Source organism: Roseburia yibonii (genome assembly GCF_014297335.1).
GTDB classification, from domain to species: Bacteria; Bacillota; Clostridia; order Lachnospirales; family Lachnospiraceae; genus Roseburia_D; species Roseburia_D yibonii.
The window spans coordinates 97598-117889 of the sequence record NZ_JACOQH010000008.1; the positions used below are offsets into that span (position 1 = coordinate 97598).

19 protein-coding genes are annotated in these 20292 nt (G+C 48.7%); 3 read left to right on the forward strand and 16 right to left on the reverse strand.

Features of this window, described 5'->3' with window-relative positions; all coding sequences use genetic code 11:
• Positions 1 to 80 precede the first annotated feature (80 nt).
• The 5 genes from H8Z76_RS11015 to H8Z76_RS11035 all read right to left on the reverse strand — a co-directional run bounded on the left by H8Z76_RS11015 (position 81) and on the right by H8Z76_RS11035 (position 4370).
• Positions 81 to 1406: an MATE family efflux transporter gene (locus tag H8Z76_RS11015; protein WP_186982505.1), complete on the reverse strand. Its 1326-nt coding sequence runs from the start codon at positions 1404 to 1406 to the stop codon at positions 81 to 83.
• 4 nt (positions 1407 to 1410) lie between these two features.
• Complete coding sequence (locus H8Z76_RS11020) at positions 1411 to 1845, reverse strand: MarR family winged helix-turn-helix transcriptional regulator (protein WP_186982506.1); 435 nt, start codon at positions 1843 to 1845, stop codon at positions 1411 to 1413.
• Positions 1846 to 1992: 147 nt separating this feature from the next.
• Positions 1993 to 2655, reverse strand: coding sequence for a hypothetical protein (locus H8Z76_RS11025; RefSeq protein ID WP_022515814.1), 663 nt, complete (start codon positions 2653 to 2655; stop codon positions 1993 to 1995).
• Between the two features lie 255 nt (positions 2656 to 2910).
• Positions 2911 to 3348, reverse strand: coding sequence for an Hsp20/alpha crystallin family protein (locus H8Z76_RS11030; RefSeq protein WP_022515812.1), 438 nt, complete (start codon positions 3346 to 3348; stop codon positions 2911 to 2913).
• Positions 3349 to 3563: 215 nt separating this feature from the next.
• On the reverse strand, positions 3564 to 4370 hold the full coding sequence (locus H8Z76_RS11035) for a TetR/AcrR family transcriptional regulator (RefSeq protein ID WP_186982507.1): 807 nt from the start codon (positions 4368 to 4370) through the stop codon (positions 3564 to 3566).
• Positions 4371 to 4498: 128 nt separating this feature from the next.
• Between H8Z76_RS11035 and H8Z76_RS11040 the strand changes: the two genes are divergently transcribed.
• Positions 4499 to 4651 carry a hypothetical protein gene (locus tag H8Z76_RS11040; protein ID WP_186982508.1) on the forward strand — a complete coding sequence of 51 codons (153 nt, stop codon included), beginning with the start codon at positions 4499 to 4501 and terminating at the stop codon, positions 4649 to 4651.
• A 170-nt stretch (positions 4652 to 4821) separates the two neighbouring features.
• Here H8Z76_RS11040 and H8Z76_RS11045 read toward each other — a convergent pair whose 3' ends face one another.
• Complete coding sequence (locus H8Z76_RS11045) at positions 4822 to 5769, reverse strand: hypothetical protein (protein WP_186982509.1); 948 nt, start codon at positions 5767 to 5769, stop codon at positions 4822 to 4824.
• A gap of 103 nt (positions 5770 to 5872) precedes the next feature.
• Positions 5873 to 6541: a Crp/Fnr family transcriptional regulator gene (locus H8Z76_RS11050; protein WP_022515808.1), complete on the reverse strand. Its 669-nt coding sequence runs from the start codon at positions 6539 to 6541 to the stop codon at positions 5873 to 5875.
• Between the two features lie 107 nt (positions 6542 to 6648).
• On the opposite strand from H8Z76_RS11050, the gene hcp reads away from it, so the two are divergent.
• Positions 6649 to 8283, forward strand: a complete 1635-nt coding sequence (gene hcp, locus H8Z76_RS11055) for a hydroxylamine reductase (protein ID WP_186982510.1) — start codon at positions 6649 to 6651, stop codon at positions 8281 to 8283.
• Between the two features lie 55 nt (positions 8284 to 8338).
• Here hcp and H8Z76_RS11060 read toward each other — a convergent pair whose 3' ends face one another.
• The 6 genes from H8Z76_RS11060 to H8Z76_RS11085 all read right to left on the reverse strand — a co-directional run bounded on the left by H8Z76_RS11060 (position 8339) and on the right by H8Z76_RS11085 (position 15968).
• Positions 8339 to 9706, reverse strand: coding sequence for an MATE family efflux transporter (locus H8Z76_RS11060; protein ID WP_186982511.1), 1368 nt, complete (start codon positions 9704 to 9706; stop codon positions 8339 to 8341).
• A gap of 70 nt (positions 9707 to 9776) precedes the next feature.
• Positions 9777 to 10493, reverse strand: a complete 717-nt coding sequence (locus H8Z76_RS11065; RefSeq protein WP_186982512.1) for a gamma-glutamyl-gamma-aminobutyrate hydrolase family protein — start codon at positions 10491 to 10493, stop codon at positions 9777 to 9779.
• 125 nt (positions 10494 to 10618) lie between these two features.
• On the reverse strand, positions 10619 to 12898 hold the full coding sequence (gene metE, locus H8Z76_RS11070; protein WP_186982513.1) for a 5-methyltetrahydropteroyltriglutamate--homocysteine S-methyltransferase: 2280 nt from the start codon (positions 12896 to 12898) through the stop codon (positions 10619 to 10621).
• Between the two features lie 118 nt (positions 12899 to 13016).
• Positions 13017 to 13937 carry a LysR family transcriptional regulator gene (locus H8Z76_RS11075; RefSeq protein ID WP_022515803.1) on the reverse strand — a complete coding sequence of 307 codons (921 nt, stop codon included), beginning with the start codon at positions 13935 to 13937 and terminating at the stop codon, positions 13017 to 13019.
• Between the two features lie 87 nt (positions 13938 to 14024).
• Complete coding sequence (locus H8Z76_RS11080; RefSeq protein ID WP_186982514.1) at positions 14025 to 15305, reverse strand: aminotransferase class I/II-fold pyridoxal phosphate-dependent enzyme; 1281 nt, start codon at positions 15303 to 15305, stop codon at positions 14025 to 14027.
• A gap of 18 nt (positions 15306 to 15323) precedes the next feature.
• Positions 15324 to 15968, reverse strand: coding sequence for a YoaK family protein (locus tag H8Z76_RS11085; protein WP_186982542.1), 645 nt, complete (start codon positions 15966 to 15968; stop codon positions 15324 to 15326).
• A 205-nt stretch (positions 15969 to 16173) separates the two neighbouring features.
• Here H8Z76_RS11085 and H8Z76_RS11090 point away from each other — a divergent pair, with 205 nt between their 5' ends.
• A complete protein-coding gene (locus H8Z76_RS11090; protein WP_186982515.1) occupies positions 16174 to 17055 on the forward strand; it encodes a LysR family transcriptional regulator in 882 nt (293 codons plus the stop codon).
• On the opposite strand, the gene aguB is transcribed toward H8Z76_RS11090, so the two are convergent.
• From aguB to nspC, 3 genes are read right to left on the reverse strand one after another with little or no spacing between them, the layout of a single operon-like run.
• Positions 17052 to 17933 (reverse strand): N-carbamoylputrescine amidase, encoded by an 882-nt coding sequence (gene aguB / locus H8Z76_RS11095; RefSeq protein WP_186982516.1) that lies wholly within the window; start codon positions 17931 to 17933, stop codon positions 17052 to 17054. The genes H8Z76_RS11090 and aguB overlap by 4 nt on opposite strands.
• A gap of 32 nt (positions 17934 to 17965) precedes the next feature.
• A complete protein-coding gene (gene aguA, locus H8Z76_RS11100) occupies positions 17966 to 19111 on the reverse strand; it encodes an agmatine deiminase (protein WP_186982517.1) in 1146 nt (381 codons plus the stop codon).
• An 18-nt stretch (positions 19112 to 19129) separates the two neighbouring features.
• Positions 19130 to 20260: a carboxynorspermidine decarboxylase gene (gene nspC / locus H8Z76_RS11105; protein WP_186982518.1), complete on the reverse strand. Its 1131-nt coding sequence runs from the start codon at positions 20258 to 20260 to the stop codon at positions 19130 to 19132.
• Between the last annotated feature and the right edge of the window lie 32 nt (positions 20261 to 20292).

Below are 20292 nucleotides of genomic sequence, written 5' to 3' on the forward strand. Positions count from 1 at the left end.
CCATAATTCTGGCTAGTGAACGTCACTGCTGCATGCCAGTGGTATGGAAAAAAGGATCAGCTTTCCCGCCAATCCTCCATTTAGCATATCCATTTCTTTCTGTTCCAGATCACCACAGACAGAATAACCGCCACATAATCGGTAAGCGCCTGTCCGTAGATCACGCCGTTTAATCCCGCCACTGCATTCAAAAGATAGAGCACCGGGATCAGAAGCAGCCCCTGTCTTAAAACAGAGAGGATCGTTGCCGGAAGCGCGTTCCCGGTTGACTGCAGGCAGTTCATGTTCACAAACAGGATCCCGATGAATGGGCCGGACAGCATGTATGCCACCAACATCTTTACCCCGTAATAGATAATGTCCGCGTCATTGATAAACAGGCGGATGATCGTTTCCCGGAACACAAAGAACAACGCCGTGGCAAGGATCCCGACGATCAGACAGCATTTCTTGGTGAAGCGGTCAACCGCGATAAAACGTTCCCGGTTCCCCGCGCCGTAATTATAGCCAAGCAGCGGCTGAACACCGTTTGCCAGTCCGAGCTGTAAAAACGTGATAAACATATTCGCCTTAAAGACGATCCCGATCGCCGCCACCGGCGCATTGCCGTATGCCACCAGGATCTGATTTAAAATGATCGTGGAAACACTCATGAGCACGGAAAAGATCGCTGTCGGAAATCCGGTCACGCATACTCCGGTCAAAATACCGTCTCCGCATTTGAAATCCTTCGGCGCGATGGAAAGACATCTGCTCTTTTTCATAAAATACCAGAGATAATAAAGACAGGCGAGGATATTTCCGATCGTCGTTGCGATCGCGGCACCCGCCGCTCCCATACCAAATCCGCTGATGAATACCGGATCGAGCACGATGTTTGCGATCGTTCCGATCATACTGCCGATCATTGCCTCCCTGCTCGCGCCATCCGCGCGGACAACAAAGCTTGCCGCCGCCGACCAGATGATAAACGGCGCGCCATAAGAAATATGAAGCGTGTAACCCCGCGCAAACGCATAGGTCTGTGCATCCGCCCCAAACAGCGTCAAAAGCGGGCACATAAACAAAAGCAGCGAAGCGGCAAACACGATCCCGACGAAAAAGGACGCATAAGCCACAAACGCCGACGCGTTCTTCGCGCGTTCTTCTTTTTTCTCTCCCATCGCCATGGATGCCACTGCGCTTCCGCCCATGCCAAACATATTGGCGAATGCCATAAAAAGAATAAAGATCGGGTTGGTCAGGCTGACCGCCGCCACCTGAAGCGGATCATTCGTCTGCCCCACAAAGAACGTATCCGCCATATTATAAACAACCGTCACCAGACTGCTGATCACACTCGGGATCGCCATCTTTGCCACCGCTTTTGATACCTTAAGACTGCCCATAAGTTCCTTTTGTTCCATAGATCTATCCTTCCTTTCCCGCTGCATCCAGGTTTTTTAACATTTGCTCCGTGATCCGCAGAAATTCCTTCTGTTCCGACGCACTGATCCCTTTCAGTAAAAGCTGTTCGGATTCCTCGATCTCCGTGCGCAGTGCCTCCCGGATCGTCTCTGCCTTCTCCGTAAACACGATCTTTTTATAGCGGGCATCCTGCTTTTCCGCTTCGCGCCGGATCAGCCCTTTTTTCTCCAAATTCTTTAATGCCTCGGTCGCCGTGGACGGCCGCAGCCCGAATTCTTCTTCGATCTCTTTTTGATATACCGAGTGGCTTCCCGATTCCACGATAATATAATCCAAAATATTGCCCTGCGCCCCGGTAATCCCAAGGGACTCCTGGATCGCGCGCGAACGCCTGCGCAGCCGGTTTGAGATCCGGTTTATCATTTTTCCTGTCTGCATATTTTTTCTCCTTTAATAGTTCGGTTCCTAAGTATTTTAAGACGGTATTTCTGAAATGTCAAGAAAAGACTCTGAAACCTTTTTTGTCTCAGAGTCTTCTTCCTGCTGTCTTGCTTTTTCCTGTTTGATTTTTACCATGTGTTCCGGTCACGCTTTCTGATCAAACGTCTGCCTTGTTTCCAGATAATCCGGCAGCACTGCCTGTGCTTCTTTATTTTCCGCTTTTACCGCACGATATTCCCGCCAGTAGACCGCATAAAATTCCTGCGATTTTTCCTGCTCCTTCGGTGTCAGTCCATACCCCCATCCCACTCCGGTATTACTGAGCACCAGCGTTCCCTGATAAGAGATATCCGCTCCATATCCGCCGGTCGATAAAATGGGCTGATTTAATACGCCTCCCCCGCCAAGCGGCGTCAGCTTTTCTGCCAGGTTCCCTTTTCCTTTGCTTTCCTGAAGGAAATCAAGCAGCGTCAGTTCTCCGATCGGCTTATTTCCCTTTTTTTCTTTTCCCTTTTGCATGACGGTTTTCGCCTGCTGATAAAGCAGTTTCCGGTTTGGTGCAACATCCGAAAGATACTCCGCCCGAAGTGTAAGTACCTGTCTTGATATGGCATCCGACTCCGCCTTATTTTCCGTCTTCGCCGCTTTCTGTGCCAGATTTTTGATCTCGCTTACAAACTGCTCCTTTGTTTTGGAAGATTTCCCGGCTGAAGGAATGTAAGACCAGTTTGGTTCACCCGTCGCTGTCCATGTGACCAGTTTGTCACCCGTCCGATTCATTTTATGTTCCATCGAGATGCGATTCATAATCCGTTTCCTTTCCTGTTTTTTCTCTCTGTATATAGAATATATCGGCTGTTTTTTCACATAAGAAAAGACCTGCGACAAAATCGCAGATCTTTTCGTTTATCCTTAATGATGTTTTTTTGCACTGTGTGCTTCTCTTGCTTCCGCAACAGCCTCATGATCCGCTATGTTGATCTTTGAAACTGCCTTTTTCTTTTTCAACGGATGTTTTGGATTTTTATCCATGTGAATCGCCTCTTTTCAAATCTGTGCAGTTTAACCTTCTATTGCTATATAGCGTTTCTCCGGGACGGCCTTCTTGTCTTCTTTCGGAACATCCAGTGTCAAAATACCGTTTTCGTATTTCGCGTGGATATCCTGCTCGGTAAGGCTTTCGCCTACATAAAAGCTGCGGCTCATGCTGCCCGCGTAACGTTCACGTCTGATGTATCTGTTTTCTTTATCTTTCTCATCCTTGTCGAGTCCCTTCTCGGCACTGATGGTCAGATATCCGTCATTCAGTTCCAGCTTGATCTCGTCTTTCTTAAAGCCCGGGAGATCAATCGCTACTTCGTAACCCTGATCCGTTTCCTTCACATCAGTCTTCATCATATTTTTCGCATGTTTCCCGTACAATGTCTTATCAATATCCGGGAACGAAAAATCCATCCAGTCATCAAATAAGTTCTCTCCAAAAATACTAGGCATCAACATAAGTCATTCCTCCTTTTATCGACAATCATGTGTGCCATGAATGTAAAACCATATGAAAACTGTAAACCCCATCCGCGCTCCTGCACGTCCGGTGAAACTCCGGAAGTCTTTCTTTCGATCCCCTTCCTTTGTTCTAGTTACGTTATAGCACTGTTTATTAGCACTGTCAAGACGTGAGTGCTAATTTTTTGTGAATTTTGTGTGAACGCTGTATTTTACCATTTTTCCATCCTTCCATCCGCCAGGATCCTCACACAGGTTCCCTCATTGATCTCCTTCTGATAGAGCATCGCGTCCGGTTCCATCCGCTCGATCTTTTCTCCGTCCTCCGATTCTAAATATACTTTTGCCATCGGTTCTGCCCCGTCCGGTCTCCCCTCGCATCCGAAATCCGGCTCATCTATTCTCACCACACGGTATACCGGCACATTCTCACACGACTCATCCTGCCACATCATCTGATGCAGTGACCGGTAGAATTTCTTGAAATAGATGCTCACATCCACATCCGGGCGGTTCTTTAAAATCCACTCAAACGAGGTCATTACAAAAGACGCGTACAACGACGAATAATAGTCCGTCTCAAGTTCGGTTCCCGGTCTTTGTTCTATATAATAAGCAAAAAACGCGTTCTTTAAACAGTGACGCATATCATCATACAGATGGATCTCCTCCTCATGAATGGAAAAAAGCGCAAGCAGCGCATCCCCTTCCTCATAGAAATCCCGGTAAAACAACTGAATGCTCTGTGAAAGATGTTCCAACGCCGCTTCATCCGGCAGTGCGTCCCCGAAACGTTCCCGCAGACATTTTTCAAATTTCTGAAAAAAACGTCCGCACAAAAGTTCCGCCAGTTCGTATTTGTCCCGGTAATGGCGGTAAAAAGTTGTCCGGTTGATCCCTGCCGCATCCAGAATGTCCTGCACTGTGATCTTTGGAAAACTTTTTTCCTGCAAAAGCTGTATAAATTTTCCCTCTATCTTTTCCCGCGTCTTTTTCGTCCGCAGCCCGTTTTTATTCATAACCTTCCGATCTCCTTTTTGATCTGTGGCCACTTTTGCAACAAAAAACAAATTTTTGTTGATTGAAGCAGGCTCTCATCTTTTTTATGATACATACGAAAAGAAAAAAAGAAAAGAGGGAATTTATTATGACAATGAAAGAACTTGCGTGGCTGATGCCGTTACTCTTTATCCTGCATGATATGGAAGCGATCGTACTTGGCATGGCGAACTTAAAACTGCTGCACCGGCATGCACACAGCTTTTCTGATCTCATCGATCACGTTTTTGCACATAAATAAAGTGTGCGCTTACCGCACACTTTCGCGTGCGAGCGGTATGTTCAACATAAACTTCATCTCCGCGAGCTGCGCATCCCCGCGGAGCGTTTTTAAATCATAGGACGGAATTTCCTATGATTTAAAAATAAGGGGCTGCCGTAAACGGCAGTCCCCTCACAGATCCGTGCATCTTATTCATAAGTGCTCATCGAGATCGCGGTCACGCCCATGTCATCAAAAACCGTGATCTTTAAATAATAGGTATAATCTACATTGTAGTTGTAAGTCACATAACCATATTCATCCGCTTCATAAATGTCATCACACGGCCCGAATGCTGCCTCGACCTCCTCACGGGTACTGCCGATGCCAATACCGTCCGCGATCTCCATATACGGATAATCATCCACCTGTGTAAAACCACTGCAGGTGTCTAACTGAATACTCCAGATATCGCAGTCCAAAATATCTTTTGCCGTGTCACTGGTATTGATAAATCCTACCCACACCATGAGATCCTCGTCATACGCCGGATTGGTGAGTTCGATCGTATCATAGGTCTTATCACCCGGATTTAAAACATATCCGTCCGAATAACCATATTCCGCAAGGTCAAAGCTCCATCCGTTTTCTTCCAGTTCCTGATAAGATGCCGGAAGCGCGTAGTAAGCTCCGTCAAGCATAAACTCCATATCGCTCCAGTCATCGGAGAGCAGTCCGGCACTGCCGCTGCTTTGTACCGCATCTATCGTATGATCGTCGGTATCCGCGCCAAGATCGACCGTATCGTGCGTTCCATAAGAAGAACCATGGGAAGATCCGTGTGAGGAACCATGGGAAGATCCATGGGAAGATCCGTAGGATGCGACATATTCGCTGTCATCTTCCTCAGTCGCCAGTTCCATGTCGATCTGCTCGGTATCTTCCTCCTTTTTATCCTTATCTTTATCCTTATCTTTTGAATTTGAATGCCAGTCTTCACTGTCGTCCTCGTCCCACTCCTTATCGATCCAGGACTCCTCTTTTTCTTTCTCCGCGGAAACTGTCTGACCGGCTCCCGCGCTCTTTCCACAACCCATGCTTCCCACTGCTGCCAGTGTCATCATCATTACCATAATCGCAATTTTCTTATTTTTCATTTCTTTTTTCTCCCTTAAAATTTTTCACGCGTGTTGCTGTCTTTTCACATATAATACCCGTGATTTTCCATTAAGGTTTCAGAAACAGAAAAATTTTTCTTTTTTACAGCTCCGGTGTCTTCAAAATGCAAAAATGATTCCGCTCGACGCGAATGAGCCCCTCCTTCTGCATCTTTCCAAGTTCCTTGGACAGCGCCGACCGATCCACACTCAGATAATCGGCTAACTGCTGTCTGTTATAGGAAATATCAAATTCACTGCCCGCATGCTGCATGGATTCATACGAAAGATAGGATAGCAGCCGCCCCCGGATGGATTTTGACGAGGTATTAAAAATCCTTCTCGACAGACGCAGATTTTTCCGTGCGGAAACGGAGAGCAGATTCTTAAGCAGCTTCTGATGATAGCTACAGGCGTTCGGACAGATCTGAAGCATTTTCGTGACATCCAAAAACAGGATCCCCGCCGGCTCCTGCGCGGTCACATTGACCATCAGCCGTTCCCCCGGCACACAGGCGTAGGATTCCGCAAAGATCCTCCCCTCGCCGACCTTGTCCAAGACACTGCAGTTTCCCCACGCATCCACATTTTCGATCAGGACACTGCCCGAGAGCACCAGCCCGATCTCGGTCGTAACATCCCCTGCACAGTAGATGGTCTCTCCTTTTTTATAGTTCCGCTCGACCGCCTTTAAGCAGGTGAGCATCTGCTTTATCTCCTCTTCTGTCGTCCCCGCGAACAGCGGTGTCCGCGCGAGTTTAAAATAATTCATAAATTTTTCTCCTTTTGTTGTTTTAACAACATATTTATTGTTTGGATCATATTATACTGCGTTTGAAAAGTCAAGAACACATCAAATCAATCAGGAGGATTTTCATTATGGAATATAAGATGTTTTGCTATCAGTGTCAGGAAACTGCCGGATGCACAGGCTGTACCCAGGCGGGTGTCTGTGGAAAGAAACCGGATCTGGCTGCCATGCAGGATCTGCTCATTTATGTGACCAAAGGCATTTCCGCTGTGACCACCGCACTGCGCAAAGAGGGCAAGGCGGTTGCCGCGTCCACCGATCACAGGATCAGCGTAAACCTGTTTACCACGATCACCAATGCAAATTTTGACAAGGAAGCCATCGTATTACGCATTCGCGAAACTCTGGCCTTAAAAGAAGAACTGCTCACACAGCTTTCTGACACCACCGTTCTCCCGGACGCGGCGTTCTGGAATGGAAAAGAGTCGGAATACGAGACAAAAGCCGCTGCCGTCGGTGTCCTTGCGACCAAAGATGAGGACATCCGCAGTCTGCGCGAACTGATCACCTACGGATTAAAAGGTCTCTCCGCCTACTCCAAGCATGCGAACGCCCTGTTAAAATCGGATCCAGAGACCGATGCCTTTTTACAGCGCGCACTCGCTGCCACGCTTGACGACTCTCTTTCTGTGGACGACCTCATCGCACTCACACTCGAAGCCGGAAAATACGGTGTGGACGGCATGGCACTTTTAGATGAAGCAAACACAAGCGCCTACGGCAATCCTGAGATCACAAAGGTAAACATTGGCGTAAGAAATAACCCGGCTATCCTGATCTCCGGTCATGACCTGAAAGATCTTGAAATGCTCTTAGATCAGACAAACGGAACCGGCGTGGACGTCTACACCCATTCCGAGATGCTTCCTGCCCACTACTATCCGGCATTCAAAAAATATCCGCACTTTGCCGGAAACTACGGAAATGCCTGGTGGAAACAGACGGAAGAATTTGAGCGTTTCCATGGTCCGATCTTAATGACCACCAACTGTATCGTACCGCCGAAGGCCAGCTATAAAGACCGCCTCTATACCACAGGCGCCGCCGGATATCCGGGCTGTAAACACATCTGCGGCGGCATCGGAGAGACCAAGGATTTTTCCGAACTGATCGAACACGCAAAACGCACCGCGCCACCGGAAGAAATCGAGCACGGTGAGATCATCGGCGGATTTGCGCACAATCAGGTACTCGCGCTTGCCGATCAGATCGTTGATGCCGTAAAATCCGGCGCCATCAAAAAATTTGTCGTCATGGCAGGCTGTGACGGCAGAGCGAAATCCAGAAATTACTACACGGATTTTGCAAAAGCACTTCCAAAAGATGCCGTCATTCTGACTGCCGGATGCGCAAAATACAAATACAATAAATTGGATCTCGGCGATATCAACGGTATTCCGCGCGTACTGGATGCCGGACAGTGCAATGACTCCTACTCCCTCGCTGTCATCGCCTTAAAATTAAAAGAGGTATTCGGGCTCTCCGATATCAATGAACTGCCGATCGTCTACAATATTTCCTGGTATGAACAGAAAGCCGTCATTGTACTGCTCTCCCTGCTCTACCTCGGCGTGAAAAACATTCACCTCGGACCGACACTTCCTGCATTCTTATCCCCGAATGTGGCAAAAGTTCTGGTGGAAAACTTCGGGATCGCCGGTATCGGAACCGTAGAAGATGATTTAAAACTCTTCTTTGCGTAACTACAAAAAAATCCACACCCTGCCAAAAACACAGGATGTGGATTTTTTCTGTTCTTTATTCCTGCCGCATTTTTTTCAGTGCCCTCTTAAACTCACTCGTAAAGAGAATTGAGGTAAAAAGGATCGCGAAAAAATCGGCTGCCGGCTCCGCGAGATATACCGCCATCGCCCGGTTCTCCGGGAAAAGCCGCGGCATCAGATAAATAAGCGGTATGAGCAGAATAAATTTTCGCATGACCGCGACCACAATGGAATCCAGCGCTTTGCCAAGCGAGGTAAACGTCATCTGGCAGGCAAGCTGTATGCCGAACAGCCCAAGACACGCCAGATAGATCCGAAGCGCCGGTTTTGTATAGGCGAGCAGTGTCGGGTCTGCCGTAAAAAGCCCTGCAAACACCTGCGGAAATATCATCACAAGCAGCCAGAGCGTAACGGAATAACATAAGTTACATTTTAACAGCAGGCGGAACGCCGCTTTAACACGATCCGCGTTTTTCGCGCCGTAATTGTAGCTGATGATCGGCTGCGCGCCCTGTCCCAAGCCCTGTAACGGCAGCATTGCGAACTGCATCACACTCGTTAAGATCGTCATGGCTCCGACCGCGATATCCCCGCCATATCTTGCAAGCGAAGAATTAAAGCAAAACGAGATCACGCTCTCGCTTGCCTGCATGGTAAATGTCGCGAGCCCGAGCGCAAGCACCGGCAGCACGATTCCATTTTCCATTTTCATATACTTTCTTTTTATTTTTAAATGTGTCGATTCCCCGCACAGGAAAGTGCAAACCCACAGGCAGGACAATGCCTGGGACACGATCGTTGCGAGTGCCGCGCCGCGGACTCCCATATGGAATAAAAAGATAAAGACCGGATCCAGCAAAATATTGGCGATCGCCCCGATCAGTACGGAAAACATTCCCTCCTTCGCGAAGCCCTGTGCCGTGATGAACGCATTCATTCCAAGCGTCACCTGCACAAAGACCGTGCCAAGCGCGTACAGGTTCATATAACTTGTCGCATAGCCGATCGTATTTTCACTGGCACCAAATAGTAACAGCACCGGACGGCTATAGACAAGCAGTACCACCGTTAAGATAACGGAGATGATGATCTGAAGCGTCAGACAGTTCCCGAGTGTCTTTTCCGCAGACTCTTTGTCTCCCTTTCCCATAAAGATCGATGCCCTCGGTGCCCCGCCGGATGCCGCGAAAGCCGCAAAGGCAGTCACGATCATGATAAGCGGCATGCAGACGCCAACCCCGGTCAGTGCAAGCACGCCGTCTCCCGGTATGTGGCCGATGTATATACGATCCACAATATTATAAAGCATGTTTATGATCTGGGCGGCTACGGTTGGCAGCGCTAACCGGCGTAACAACGATCCGATTGGTTCAGTTCCTAAAAAATCACGGTTATCAGACATAGATCTTCCCCCATATTACGTTCTTTTTTTCTGCACATCCGAGTATACACCATTTTTCAAAGAAAAAGTACTATTTTTTACACGCATCCACAAATGCCTGAAAAATCTTTTTCGCATCCGCGTCCTTCCGGTACAGGAATTCCGGATGCCACTGCACGCCCCAGACAAAGGTACGGTCTTTCCGGCATACCGCCTCCACAAGCCCGTCCTCAGAAACCGCCATGACAGAAAGTTTATCTCCCACAGTGCGCACTGCCTGATGATGATAGCTGTTTACCCCGAGTTTTTCTTTCTTTAACAGGTCATACAGTGGGCTGTCTGATTTTATGTCAACCTCATGCACCGCACGGTCATACGGCGCACACATATGGTGTTCCACTCCTGTCTGATATTCACTCGGAAGATCCTGATAGAGCGTTCCGCCCTCTGCCACATTGATAAACTGGATGCCACGGCAGATACCAAGCACCGGCTTATCCTCCAAAACTGCCCGCTCATAGATCCACGGCTCGATCATATCCCGCATCCTGCAGGGTTCGCCGCAGTTTTTATTTCGTTCTTCCCCATACAGCGCCGGGTCTATGTCATGGCCTCCGGTCAGCAGATATCCGTCTATCTGTGCGTCAAGCGTTTCGTAATCCGCCCTTTCTGCTGTAAGCGGCAGGATAACGGGAATCGAACCCGCCTCCTTTAACCCTTCCAGATAACCGGGAAGCATCCAGATACTCTCTTTCGTTTCATCATAGAGCGGGCAGACTCCGATGACCGGCTTTTTTTGTTTCTCCATAGATCTCGCAATCCTTTTTTCTCATTGCATTCCCAAACGGTCAAAAAAGGGAGACGCTGCCTGCCGCATCGTCTCCCTTGACTTTTCTCTATTATCTTACCCAATACATCACGGAAAAGCAATCTTTATTTTGTTTCGAGTTCCCCACGAACGATCTTTGCCGCCGCGACCAGGTTCTTTAAGCTCGCCTCGGTCTCCGGAATTCCTCTGGTCTTCAGTCCGCAGTCCGGATTTACCCAGAGTTTGTCAGGATCGATCTTTGCAAGCATTTTCCTTAATGCATCCACGATCTCATCCACGGAAGGCACACGCGGAGAATGGATGTCATAAACACCCGGTCCCACCTCTGTCTCAAAGTGAGCCGCATTTAACGCATCGATGATCGTAAGATTGGAGCGGGATGCCTCAAAGGAGATCACGTCCGCATCCATGTTATCGATGTCTTGTACGATCTCATTGAATTCACTGTAGCACATATGGGTATGGATCTGTGTCTCCGGTCTGATCTTTCCTGCACAGAGACGGAATGCCGGGATCGCCCAGTCCAGATATTCGCTGTACCACTCTGCTCTGCGGATCGGAAGTTTTTCCTTGAGTGCCGCCTCATCGATCTGGATGACACGGATCCCTGCCGCTTCCAGATCACACACTTCATCACGGATCGAGATTCCAATCTGATAAGCCATCTCTTTTAAGGAAACATCCTCACGCGGGAATGACCAGTTTAAGATCGTGACCGGACCGGTCAGCATACCCTTTACCGGACGGCTGGTCAGGCTCTGTGCATACTCGGAATAGCTTACGGTGATCGGACGGATGCGCTTTACATCACCGAAAATGATCGGCGGCTTTACGCATCTGGTTCCATAGGACTGCACCCATGCCTTTTCCGTGAAAACATAGCCTGCAAGGTTCTCACCAAAGAACTCAACCATGTCGTTTCGCTCATATTCTCCATGTACAAGTACATCAATATCAAGATCTTCCTGCAATTTGATACAGTCTTTGATAAACGCAAATACCTGCTTATCGTAGGCAGCCTTGTCGATCTCGCCCTTGCGGTAGCTGCTGCGGTTTCTCTTTACTTCCCTGGTCTGCGGGAAAGAACCGATCGTTGTTGTCGGAAGTAACGGAAGCCCGAACTCCTCTTTCTGCAGCTTTTCACGTTCGCTTCTTGCCATCTCGCGGTGGAAATCTTCTTCCTTTAACGCGGCAACCGCATCCTGTACTCCCCTGTCAAGATAAAGCCGCTCGTCCGCAAACAGCGCCTGATTCTTTTTATAACTCTCGGAGTTCTCCGGTTCTGCTTCTTCTGTGAGCACTGCGAGTTCGGAAAGCTCTGTCAGTTTTTCCTTTGCGAACGCAAAATGCTTTTTCACATCCTCTTCCAGCTTTGTCTCGTTTTCCAGGGTGTACGGAACATGGAGCAGAGAGCAGGAAGTTGCGATCACAACCTGCTTTGCGATATTCTTGATCGTCAAAAGTAACTCCAGTGTCTTTTTATAATCACACTTCCAGATATTTTTTCCGTTTACCACACCCGCAAATAAAATCTTATCTGCCGGGAAACCGTATTTCTCCAAAAGCGCAAGTGTCTGTTTTCCTTCAAGGAAATCCAGTCCAAGTCCGTCAAACGGAAGTCCGGTCAGTTCTTCATAGCAGTCACGCACATCCCCGAAATAGGTCTGGAGCAGAACTTTTACCTTTCCCTTGCTCTTTAAGATATCCGTGTAGAGTGAGACGAACAGTGCGACATCTTCCGCAGAAAGATCGGTCACCAGATACGGCTCGTCGATCTGTACCCATTCCACGTCGGCTTTGTTTAACTCGCCAAACAGCTCTTCATATACCGCCCTGATCTCCGGGACAAAATCGGAAAGCTGTTTCTTTCCATTGTAATTTGCCAGTTTTAAAAATGTAAACGGTCCGATCACAACCGGTTTTGTGAGGATCCCTGCGTTCTTCGCCTCTTCGTATTCACCGATCAGTTTATCTTTTGACAGCGCAAGTTTCATATCATCAAAAAGCTGCGGCACCATATAATGATAATTCGTGTTGAACCATTTTTTCATCGGAAATGCCTTGACATCCCCATGGTCGCCCTGATAACCTCTTGCCATCGCAAAATAGGTGGCAAGATCGGAAAGCCCAAGCCCACGGTAGCTCTGCGGTACTGCGCCAAGCATCACTGCCGTATCCAGCATTCCATCATAAAAAGAAAAATCATTGGAAGAGATATAGTGGATCCCCGCCTCTTTTTCAAATCCCCAGTGTTCTTTTCGAAGTTCTGCCGCAACGGCAAGCAACTCTTCCTCAGAAATCTCCTGACGGAAAAATTTCTCGGAAGCAAATTTTAATTCTCTTAATTTTCCAACTCTCGGAAAACCGATTACTGCTGTATTCATCATACCCTCCTTATGCTTTCTGACTGCGCTGTCATTCACTTTTCTTATGTGCATAAGTATACGGTTTTGATTTCCATTTGAAAAATACAAAAAAATAGCAGTTTGATATAGTTTTTTACTATACCAGACTGCTATCTGCCTGATCGATGTGATGCCTTAACGCTTCCATGTACACCGCGCCGTACCGGCTTGGTGCCATGTTCTTCTGCGTGATCGTCCCGATCTTCATATATTCGTCCACTAAAAGCGGCTTCGCAATGATGTTCTCACCGTTTAATTCCTTGCTGATCACACCGGAGCTCACCGTATAACCGTTCAGCCCGATCACCAGGTTAAACAGCGTTGCACGGTCGCGCACCTTGATATTTTTCTTCCGGTCAAGCGTGCTTAAAATCTCCTCGGAAAAATAAAACGAATTGTATTCTCCCTGCTCAAAAGAGAGATACGGATACTCCTCAAGGTCATCCAGCGAAATGGCTTCTTTTTCCGCCAGCGGATGGCGCGCGCTGATAAACACATGAGGTTTCGCGACAAAAAGCTCCTCGAATTTCAGATCATTTTTCGCGATCAGTTTGCGTATGATCTCCTCATTCTGCGAAGAGACATAGAGGATCCCGATCTCACTTTTCATGCGGCTCACATCCTCTATGATCTCATAGGTCTGTGTCTCCCGCAGCGTGAAATCATACTGATCCGCATCAAACGCCTCGATCACGTCCACAAACGCGTTGACCGCAAACGAATAATGCTGACATGATACCGAAAAACGCGGACTCTGCTTCTTTACATTTAAGAATTTTTCCTTTAAAAGATCCGCCTGCTCCAAGACCTGTCTCGCGTATGCCAAAAACACATCCCCTTCGCCGGATACGATGATCCCCTTATTTGTCCGGTGAAAGATCGTGATCTGCATCTCTTTTTCAAGTTCCTTGATCGCATTGGTAAGGCTCGGCTGGGAAATGAAAAGTTCCTTTGCCGCACCGCTGATGCTTCCCTGTTCCGCAACGGTCACCACATATTTCAACTGCTGTAACGTCATGTCCTGTAATCCTTTGATACACTGCTTTTGAATGCCGGATATCCGGACATCCCTGTATTTTCATGGTAACGTTCCGGTTCCGTAATGTCAAGAATTTGCTGACAGTTTTTCAAGGGTCGCCAGTTTGACGCTGACCGCAAAGATCTTTGTCGCCATCTCGATCTCCTCCGCCGATGCAAAAGACGGAGCGATCCGGATATTGGAGTCTTTCGGATCTTTTCCATATGGGAATGTTGCTCCCGCCGGTGTAAATTTTACTCCGGCATCCCGGCACAGTTCTATCGTCCGCTTCGCGCAGCCCTCCATCGTATCGAAGGAGATAAAATATCCTCCGCGCGGATTGGTCCAGGACGCGATCTTCGCACTTCCAAGTTCTTCCTCTAAAATGCGCTCGACCATCTCAAACTTCGGACGCATGATATCTGCCTGTTTTTTCATGTGCTTTTTTATCTCACCGATACTGTGAAAATAGCGCACCTGGCGCAGCTGATTGATCTTGTCCGGTCCGATCGTTCCCTGTTTCAGATAGTTTTTAAACGCGATCATATTTGCCGGACTTGTCGCAAACGCCGCGATCCCGTCTCCCGGAAATGCCACCTTGCTGGTCGAACAAAATTCGTAGACCATGTCTCCGTTTCCTTCTTTTTCCGCAAGATCCAAAAGATCCGGGATCTCATGCTCCTCCTTATACAGATCGTGTATACAGTATGCGTTATCCCAGAAGATACGGAAATCTTTTGCCTTTGGTTTTAAAGCGGCAAAGCGTTTCACTACCTCCTCACTGAATACCACGCCGGTCGGATTCTGATACTTCGGAACGCACCAGATTCCCTTTATCGTCTCATCGGATGCCACAAGCTTTTCCACCACATCCATATCCGGTCCATCCTCTTTCATCGGGACAGTCACAAGCTCAAACCCGAAATACTCGGTCATGCCGAAATGTCTGTCATATCCCGGCGCCGGGCACAGAAATTTCCGTTTTTTCTGCATACACATCGGTGTCTCGCCAAGCAGCCCGTCTAACATGGCATGGTTGAACAGCAAAAACATGATCGTCAGACTGCTGTTTCCAAGTACCATCACATTGGTCTGTTTGGTTCCGAGCATCTTCCGCATCAGATCTTTTGCCTCCTCAATGCCGTCAAGCCCGCCGTAGTTGCGGCAGTCTGTTCCGTTCTGGGTATGTAACACCGATGTACTCTTTAACGAGTCCAGAATGCCCATCGAAAGCGCCAGCTGCTCCGCTGACGGCTTTCCTCTGGAGAGATCGAGCGACAGCCCAAGCTCCTGATATTTGCGGTATTCGGCAAGACATTTTTCCTGCTCTTTCTTCTGTTCCTCTGTTTTCATCGCACTGTAATCCATGTTATTGTTCTCCTTTTTTTATTTTAACTTCTCGATTCCCATTAAAAAGAAACTGATACCCAAAAAGACGCAGGATACCCATATCGTGTGGATTCCGTAGTTTGCCGAAAGGTTTCCGCCAATCCCTGCTCCGATTCCAAATACCAGGATCACGCCAAAATAATAAAGTGATCTTCTTAACTGATCCGTTTTTTTCTCACGCATATATACTGACAGCGCCGCCGTTCCGCTCCTCAGATTTCCGATGCACATCGTGCTCGCGTAGGAATAACCGTTGACCTTGCGAAACGTCTGCACCTGCATCGCGCAGGCAAAAGATACCAGTATGGTCGCTGTCATATTGAGTGCCGCCGGCATAAATCCGACCAAAAATAAGATCACGATCTCCGCAAGAAGAATCCCCTGTCTCCAGTGCATTTTTCTTGCATACCGGAAACGGTTCTGTATTTTCTCCGCTAAGAACACGCCAAGCGCAAACGAAAGGAGCGGCAGCAGATAACGCAGTCCGTCCATCCACTCCCCTGCCATAAAATGCTGGCTCATCAAAACCACGTTTCCGGTCTGCGCGTTTGAGAACACCTCATTCCTTGTATTATAAGTGTATGCGTCCTGAAAGCCCCCGGATAGCGCAAGAAACGCGCTGTTGATAAACGCCTCCGACATCTGGTTTTCAGAAAGCAGACATGCCACGATCGGGTTATGTTTCTTTCCCTGATTTCCCCGTTCTGTCACTTTTTTCACATCCTTCTTGCTTTTTTTTACCGTATGTATTATACTGTCCAGACAGCAAGATGTAAAACGTATATTTCATATATTTGTCATATTATTTTTATATTGTGCGATCTCACCCAAAGAAAGGACTTATGCGATGATCACCTACGATTACTACCGGATCTTTTATTTTGTAGCCCAGTACCACAGCTTCACCAAAGCGGCGGAAGTGCTCGGGAACAACCAGCCCAACATCACCCGCTGCATGAACAATCTCGAGCATGAGTTAAACTGCAAATTATTTGTCCGTTCTAACCGGGGCGTCACCCTGACACCGGAAGGAACCCGTCTCTATGAGCACGCCGCGATTGCCTACGAACAGCTTTTGGTCGGAGAAGAAGAATTAAAAAAAGACCGCGAGCTTGAGAGCGGTCTTATCACGATCGGCGCAAGTGAAACGGCACTGCGCCTTGTTCTTTTAGACAAACTTGAAGTTTTCCGCGAGCGCTATCCACATGTGCGCCTCCGGATCTTAAATTATTCCACACCACAGGCGATCACTGCCTTAGAAAACGGGCTTGCGGATCTTGCGATCGTAACCACACCACTTACGCTCAAAAATTCTCTGCAGAAAGTTCCGCTTTATTCCTTCCATGAGATCTTACTCGGCGGGAAAAAGTTCGCTTCCGCCGCAGCCGACAAACGCCACCTTGCGGATTTTGGCGACGCGCCATTCATCTCGCTTGGAAATGACACCGGAACCAGACAGCTCTATATCCAGTACTTTTTAAACTATGGTCTGCCGTTCCAGCCGGATATGGAGGCTGCGACAACCGACCAGATCCTGCCGATGATCGCGCACAATCTGGGCATCGGTTTTTATCCCGAAAAGCTGGCACAGGAGTCGATCGCCAAGGGCGAGGTCTGCCAGATTTCGATCACAGAGCCGCTTCCTGACCGGTGCGTATGTCTGCTCTGTGACAAGAACCGTCCTTTAAGCATTGCCGCAAAAAAATTAAAGGAAGAACTAATGCGTTAGTTCTTCCCTGCAATGATCCCGTAATATTCCGGTCTTCTATCGCGGAACAGCCCCCACTCGAGCCGTTTTGCCATCAGATCGGAAAGGTCATATTCCGTCATCAGAATCTCTTCCGTATCTCTGGACGCGCTCTTTATGAGTTCTCCCGTCTCATCCGTCATAAACGAAGATCCGTAAAAATTAAGTTTTGAGCTCTGCATACCGTTTTCCTCACAGGGCTCCACGCTTTCTTCCCCGATCCGGTTCGCAGCGATCACCGGCATCAGGTTGGTGGCTGCATGCCCCTGCATACATCTGCGCCAGTGCGGCATACTGTCGCACGCAAGGATCGGCTCCGATCCGATCGCGGTCGGATAAAACAGCAGTTCCGCGCCCTTTAACGCCATGCATCGCGCGCTCTCCGGAAACCACTGATCCCAGCAGATGCCGACACCGATCGTGCCGTATTTCGTGGCAAACGCCTGAAATCCGGTGTCCCCCGGCGTGAAATAGAATTTCTCCTGATAGTAATGGTCATCCGGGATATGGGTCTTACGGTATACACCAAGCAGCGTTCCATCCGCATCGATACAGGCAACGGAATTGTAGAGATTATTGCAGTCTCTCTCGTAAAAGCTGATCGGAAGCACAACGGAAAGCTCCCTCGCAAGCCGCATTCCCATCTGCACCGCGTCATTTTCCTCCACCGGCTTTGCATAGGCGTAAAAATCATAACGTCTCTGCTGGCAGAAGTATTCCCGTTCAAAAAGCTCCGGCAGCAATATGATCTGCGCTCCCATCTTCGCCGCTTCCCTGATCTTTGCTTCCGCAGAAGCAAGATTCTTTTCTATTTCTTTTTCACAGCGCATCTGAATGGCTGCCACCTTCACTTTGCTCATATCTACTCTTTCCTTTCCCTGAAATGTCCCATTTAAAGCGGGATCTGCTGTGTGATGCAGTGGATATTTCCACCACCGACCAGAATATCCCTTGCGTAAACCGGGATCACCCTGCGGTCTTTGTTCCACTCCTGCATCAATGCCACCGCCCGCCTGTCACTTTCTTCATTTTCTCCGCCGAAGACCGGCATTACCACCGCGTCATTGGAAAAATAGAAGTTTACATAAGATGCCGCCAGCCGTTCTCCTGCCTCCCGCTCATCTTCACCGGCCTCGAACGTATAACCGGCAAGTTCCTCACTTGTTATGCAGACCGGGATATCCGGGATCGGCAGCTTATGGATGACAAGTTTCCTGCCTTTTGCGTCCGTCTCCTGTTCCAAATAGGCAAGTGACTCTGCAGAGAGCGCATACTGCGGATCTTCTCTGTTATCCGTCCACGCCAGCACGATCTCTCCCGGACGCAGAAACGCGCACACATTATCGACATGCTCGTTTGTCTCATCCTGATAAATGCCGCGCGGCAGCCAGAGGACTTTTTTTGCCCCAAGATACTGCTTTAAGCGCTGCTCGATCTCCTCTTTGGAAAGCTTCGGATTTCGTCCCGCACTCAAAAGACAGGATTCGGTCACCATGACCGTCCCCTTTCCATCGCTGTGGATCGAACCGCCTTCCAGCACGAACGGTGCTGCGTCATAGACCGGATAACCGTAGATTTCCGCAAAATACTTTGCAAACGCATTGTCCTTTTCCCAGGAAGCATACAGCCCGTCAACTTCACCGCCCCACGCATTGAACTCCCAGTTCACCGCGCGGATCTCATGCTCTTCTGACACATTTCCTTTTCTTACAAATGTCGGTGCGACATCCCTTGCCCACGCATCATCGGTCTTTGCCGAAAAAAGCTCCACATTTTCCTGCCACGGCTCCCCGGTTTCCTTTAACATGGCTTTGGCGGATTCCATGCCCGCCGCTCCGACCGCGACATAGACTTTTTCACTTGCCGCGATCGCCTTTATCACATTGCGAAACGCCGCGCGCGCCGCCTTTGCCCCGTAGATCCAGGAACCCGGACGCTCCGGCCAGATCAGGATGCATCCACGGTGCGGCTCAAATTCCCCCGGCATGATAAAGCCGTCTGCCGCCGGGCTTTTGGTCTGCTCTCGTTTCTGTTCCATTCTTTTCTCCATTATCTTTTATGACAAACGCATCTTAAAATCTTCATAGCCGAATTCCTTTACGATCTGCACGGTGCCATCCTCTTTTTGCACCGCAATCGCCGGAAGCGGCATTCCGTTGAACGTGTTATTCTTTACCATGGAATAGATCGCCATATCTTCAAATACGAGCCGGTCGCCCACATGGATCTCCTGCGTGAAACTGTAATCTCCGATCACATCGCCCGCCAGACAGGTCATCGAGGACAGCCGGTAGGTATATGGCTTCTCCTTTGCCGGAAATCCGCCTCTTAACGGCGGACGATACGGCATCTCAAGCACGTCCGGCATATGACACGCCGCAGACGCGTCGAGGATTAAAATATCCAGATCGTTTTTTACAATATCCTGCACTTCCGTCACCAGATATCCCGCATTCAACGCGATCGCTTCCCCCGGTTCGAGATAAACCGTCAGATGATAGCGATCGGTAATATAACCGATAAGCTTTTTTAACTCTTCCAGATGATAACCCGGTCTTGTAATATGATGACCGCCACCCAGGTTAAGCCATTTGATCTTTGTGAGATACTGCCCGAATTTTTCCTCGAACGCATAAAAGGTTTTGACCAGATCATCCGCGTCCTGTTCACACAGCGTATGAAAATGCAGTCCCTCGATGTCCTCCGGCAGTTCCTCCGGAAACTGCGCTCTTGTGACACCAAGTCTTGAGCCCGGCGCACACGGATCATAGATCGCATGTCCTTCCTGCGTGGAGCACTCCGGATTCACACGGATCCCGATACTCGCTTTTCCTGCCGCTTCCCGGTGCTTTTCGTACTGCGCAAAGGAGTTAAAGATGATATGGTCGCAGATCTCAGACAGCTCTTTCATATCCTCCGCTTTGTAAGCCGGCGCGAAGACATGGTTTTCCTTTCCCATTTCTTCCCTGCCAAGGCGCGCCTCATACAGCCCGCTCGCCGTTGTCCCGCTGATATACTGTCCGATCAGCGGATACAGGTGGTACATGGAAAACGCTTTCTGCGCCAAAAGCACATGGCAGCCCGTCTCCTGTTCCAGATTTTTTAAGATCTCCAGGTTCTGTTTTAATTTTTTCTCATCTGCCACATAGCAGGGCGTTGGCAGCGTTTCCCAGGTACAAGTCTTCATATTTTCCTCTGTCCTTACTTTGTTATCATTTG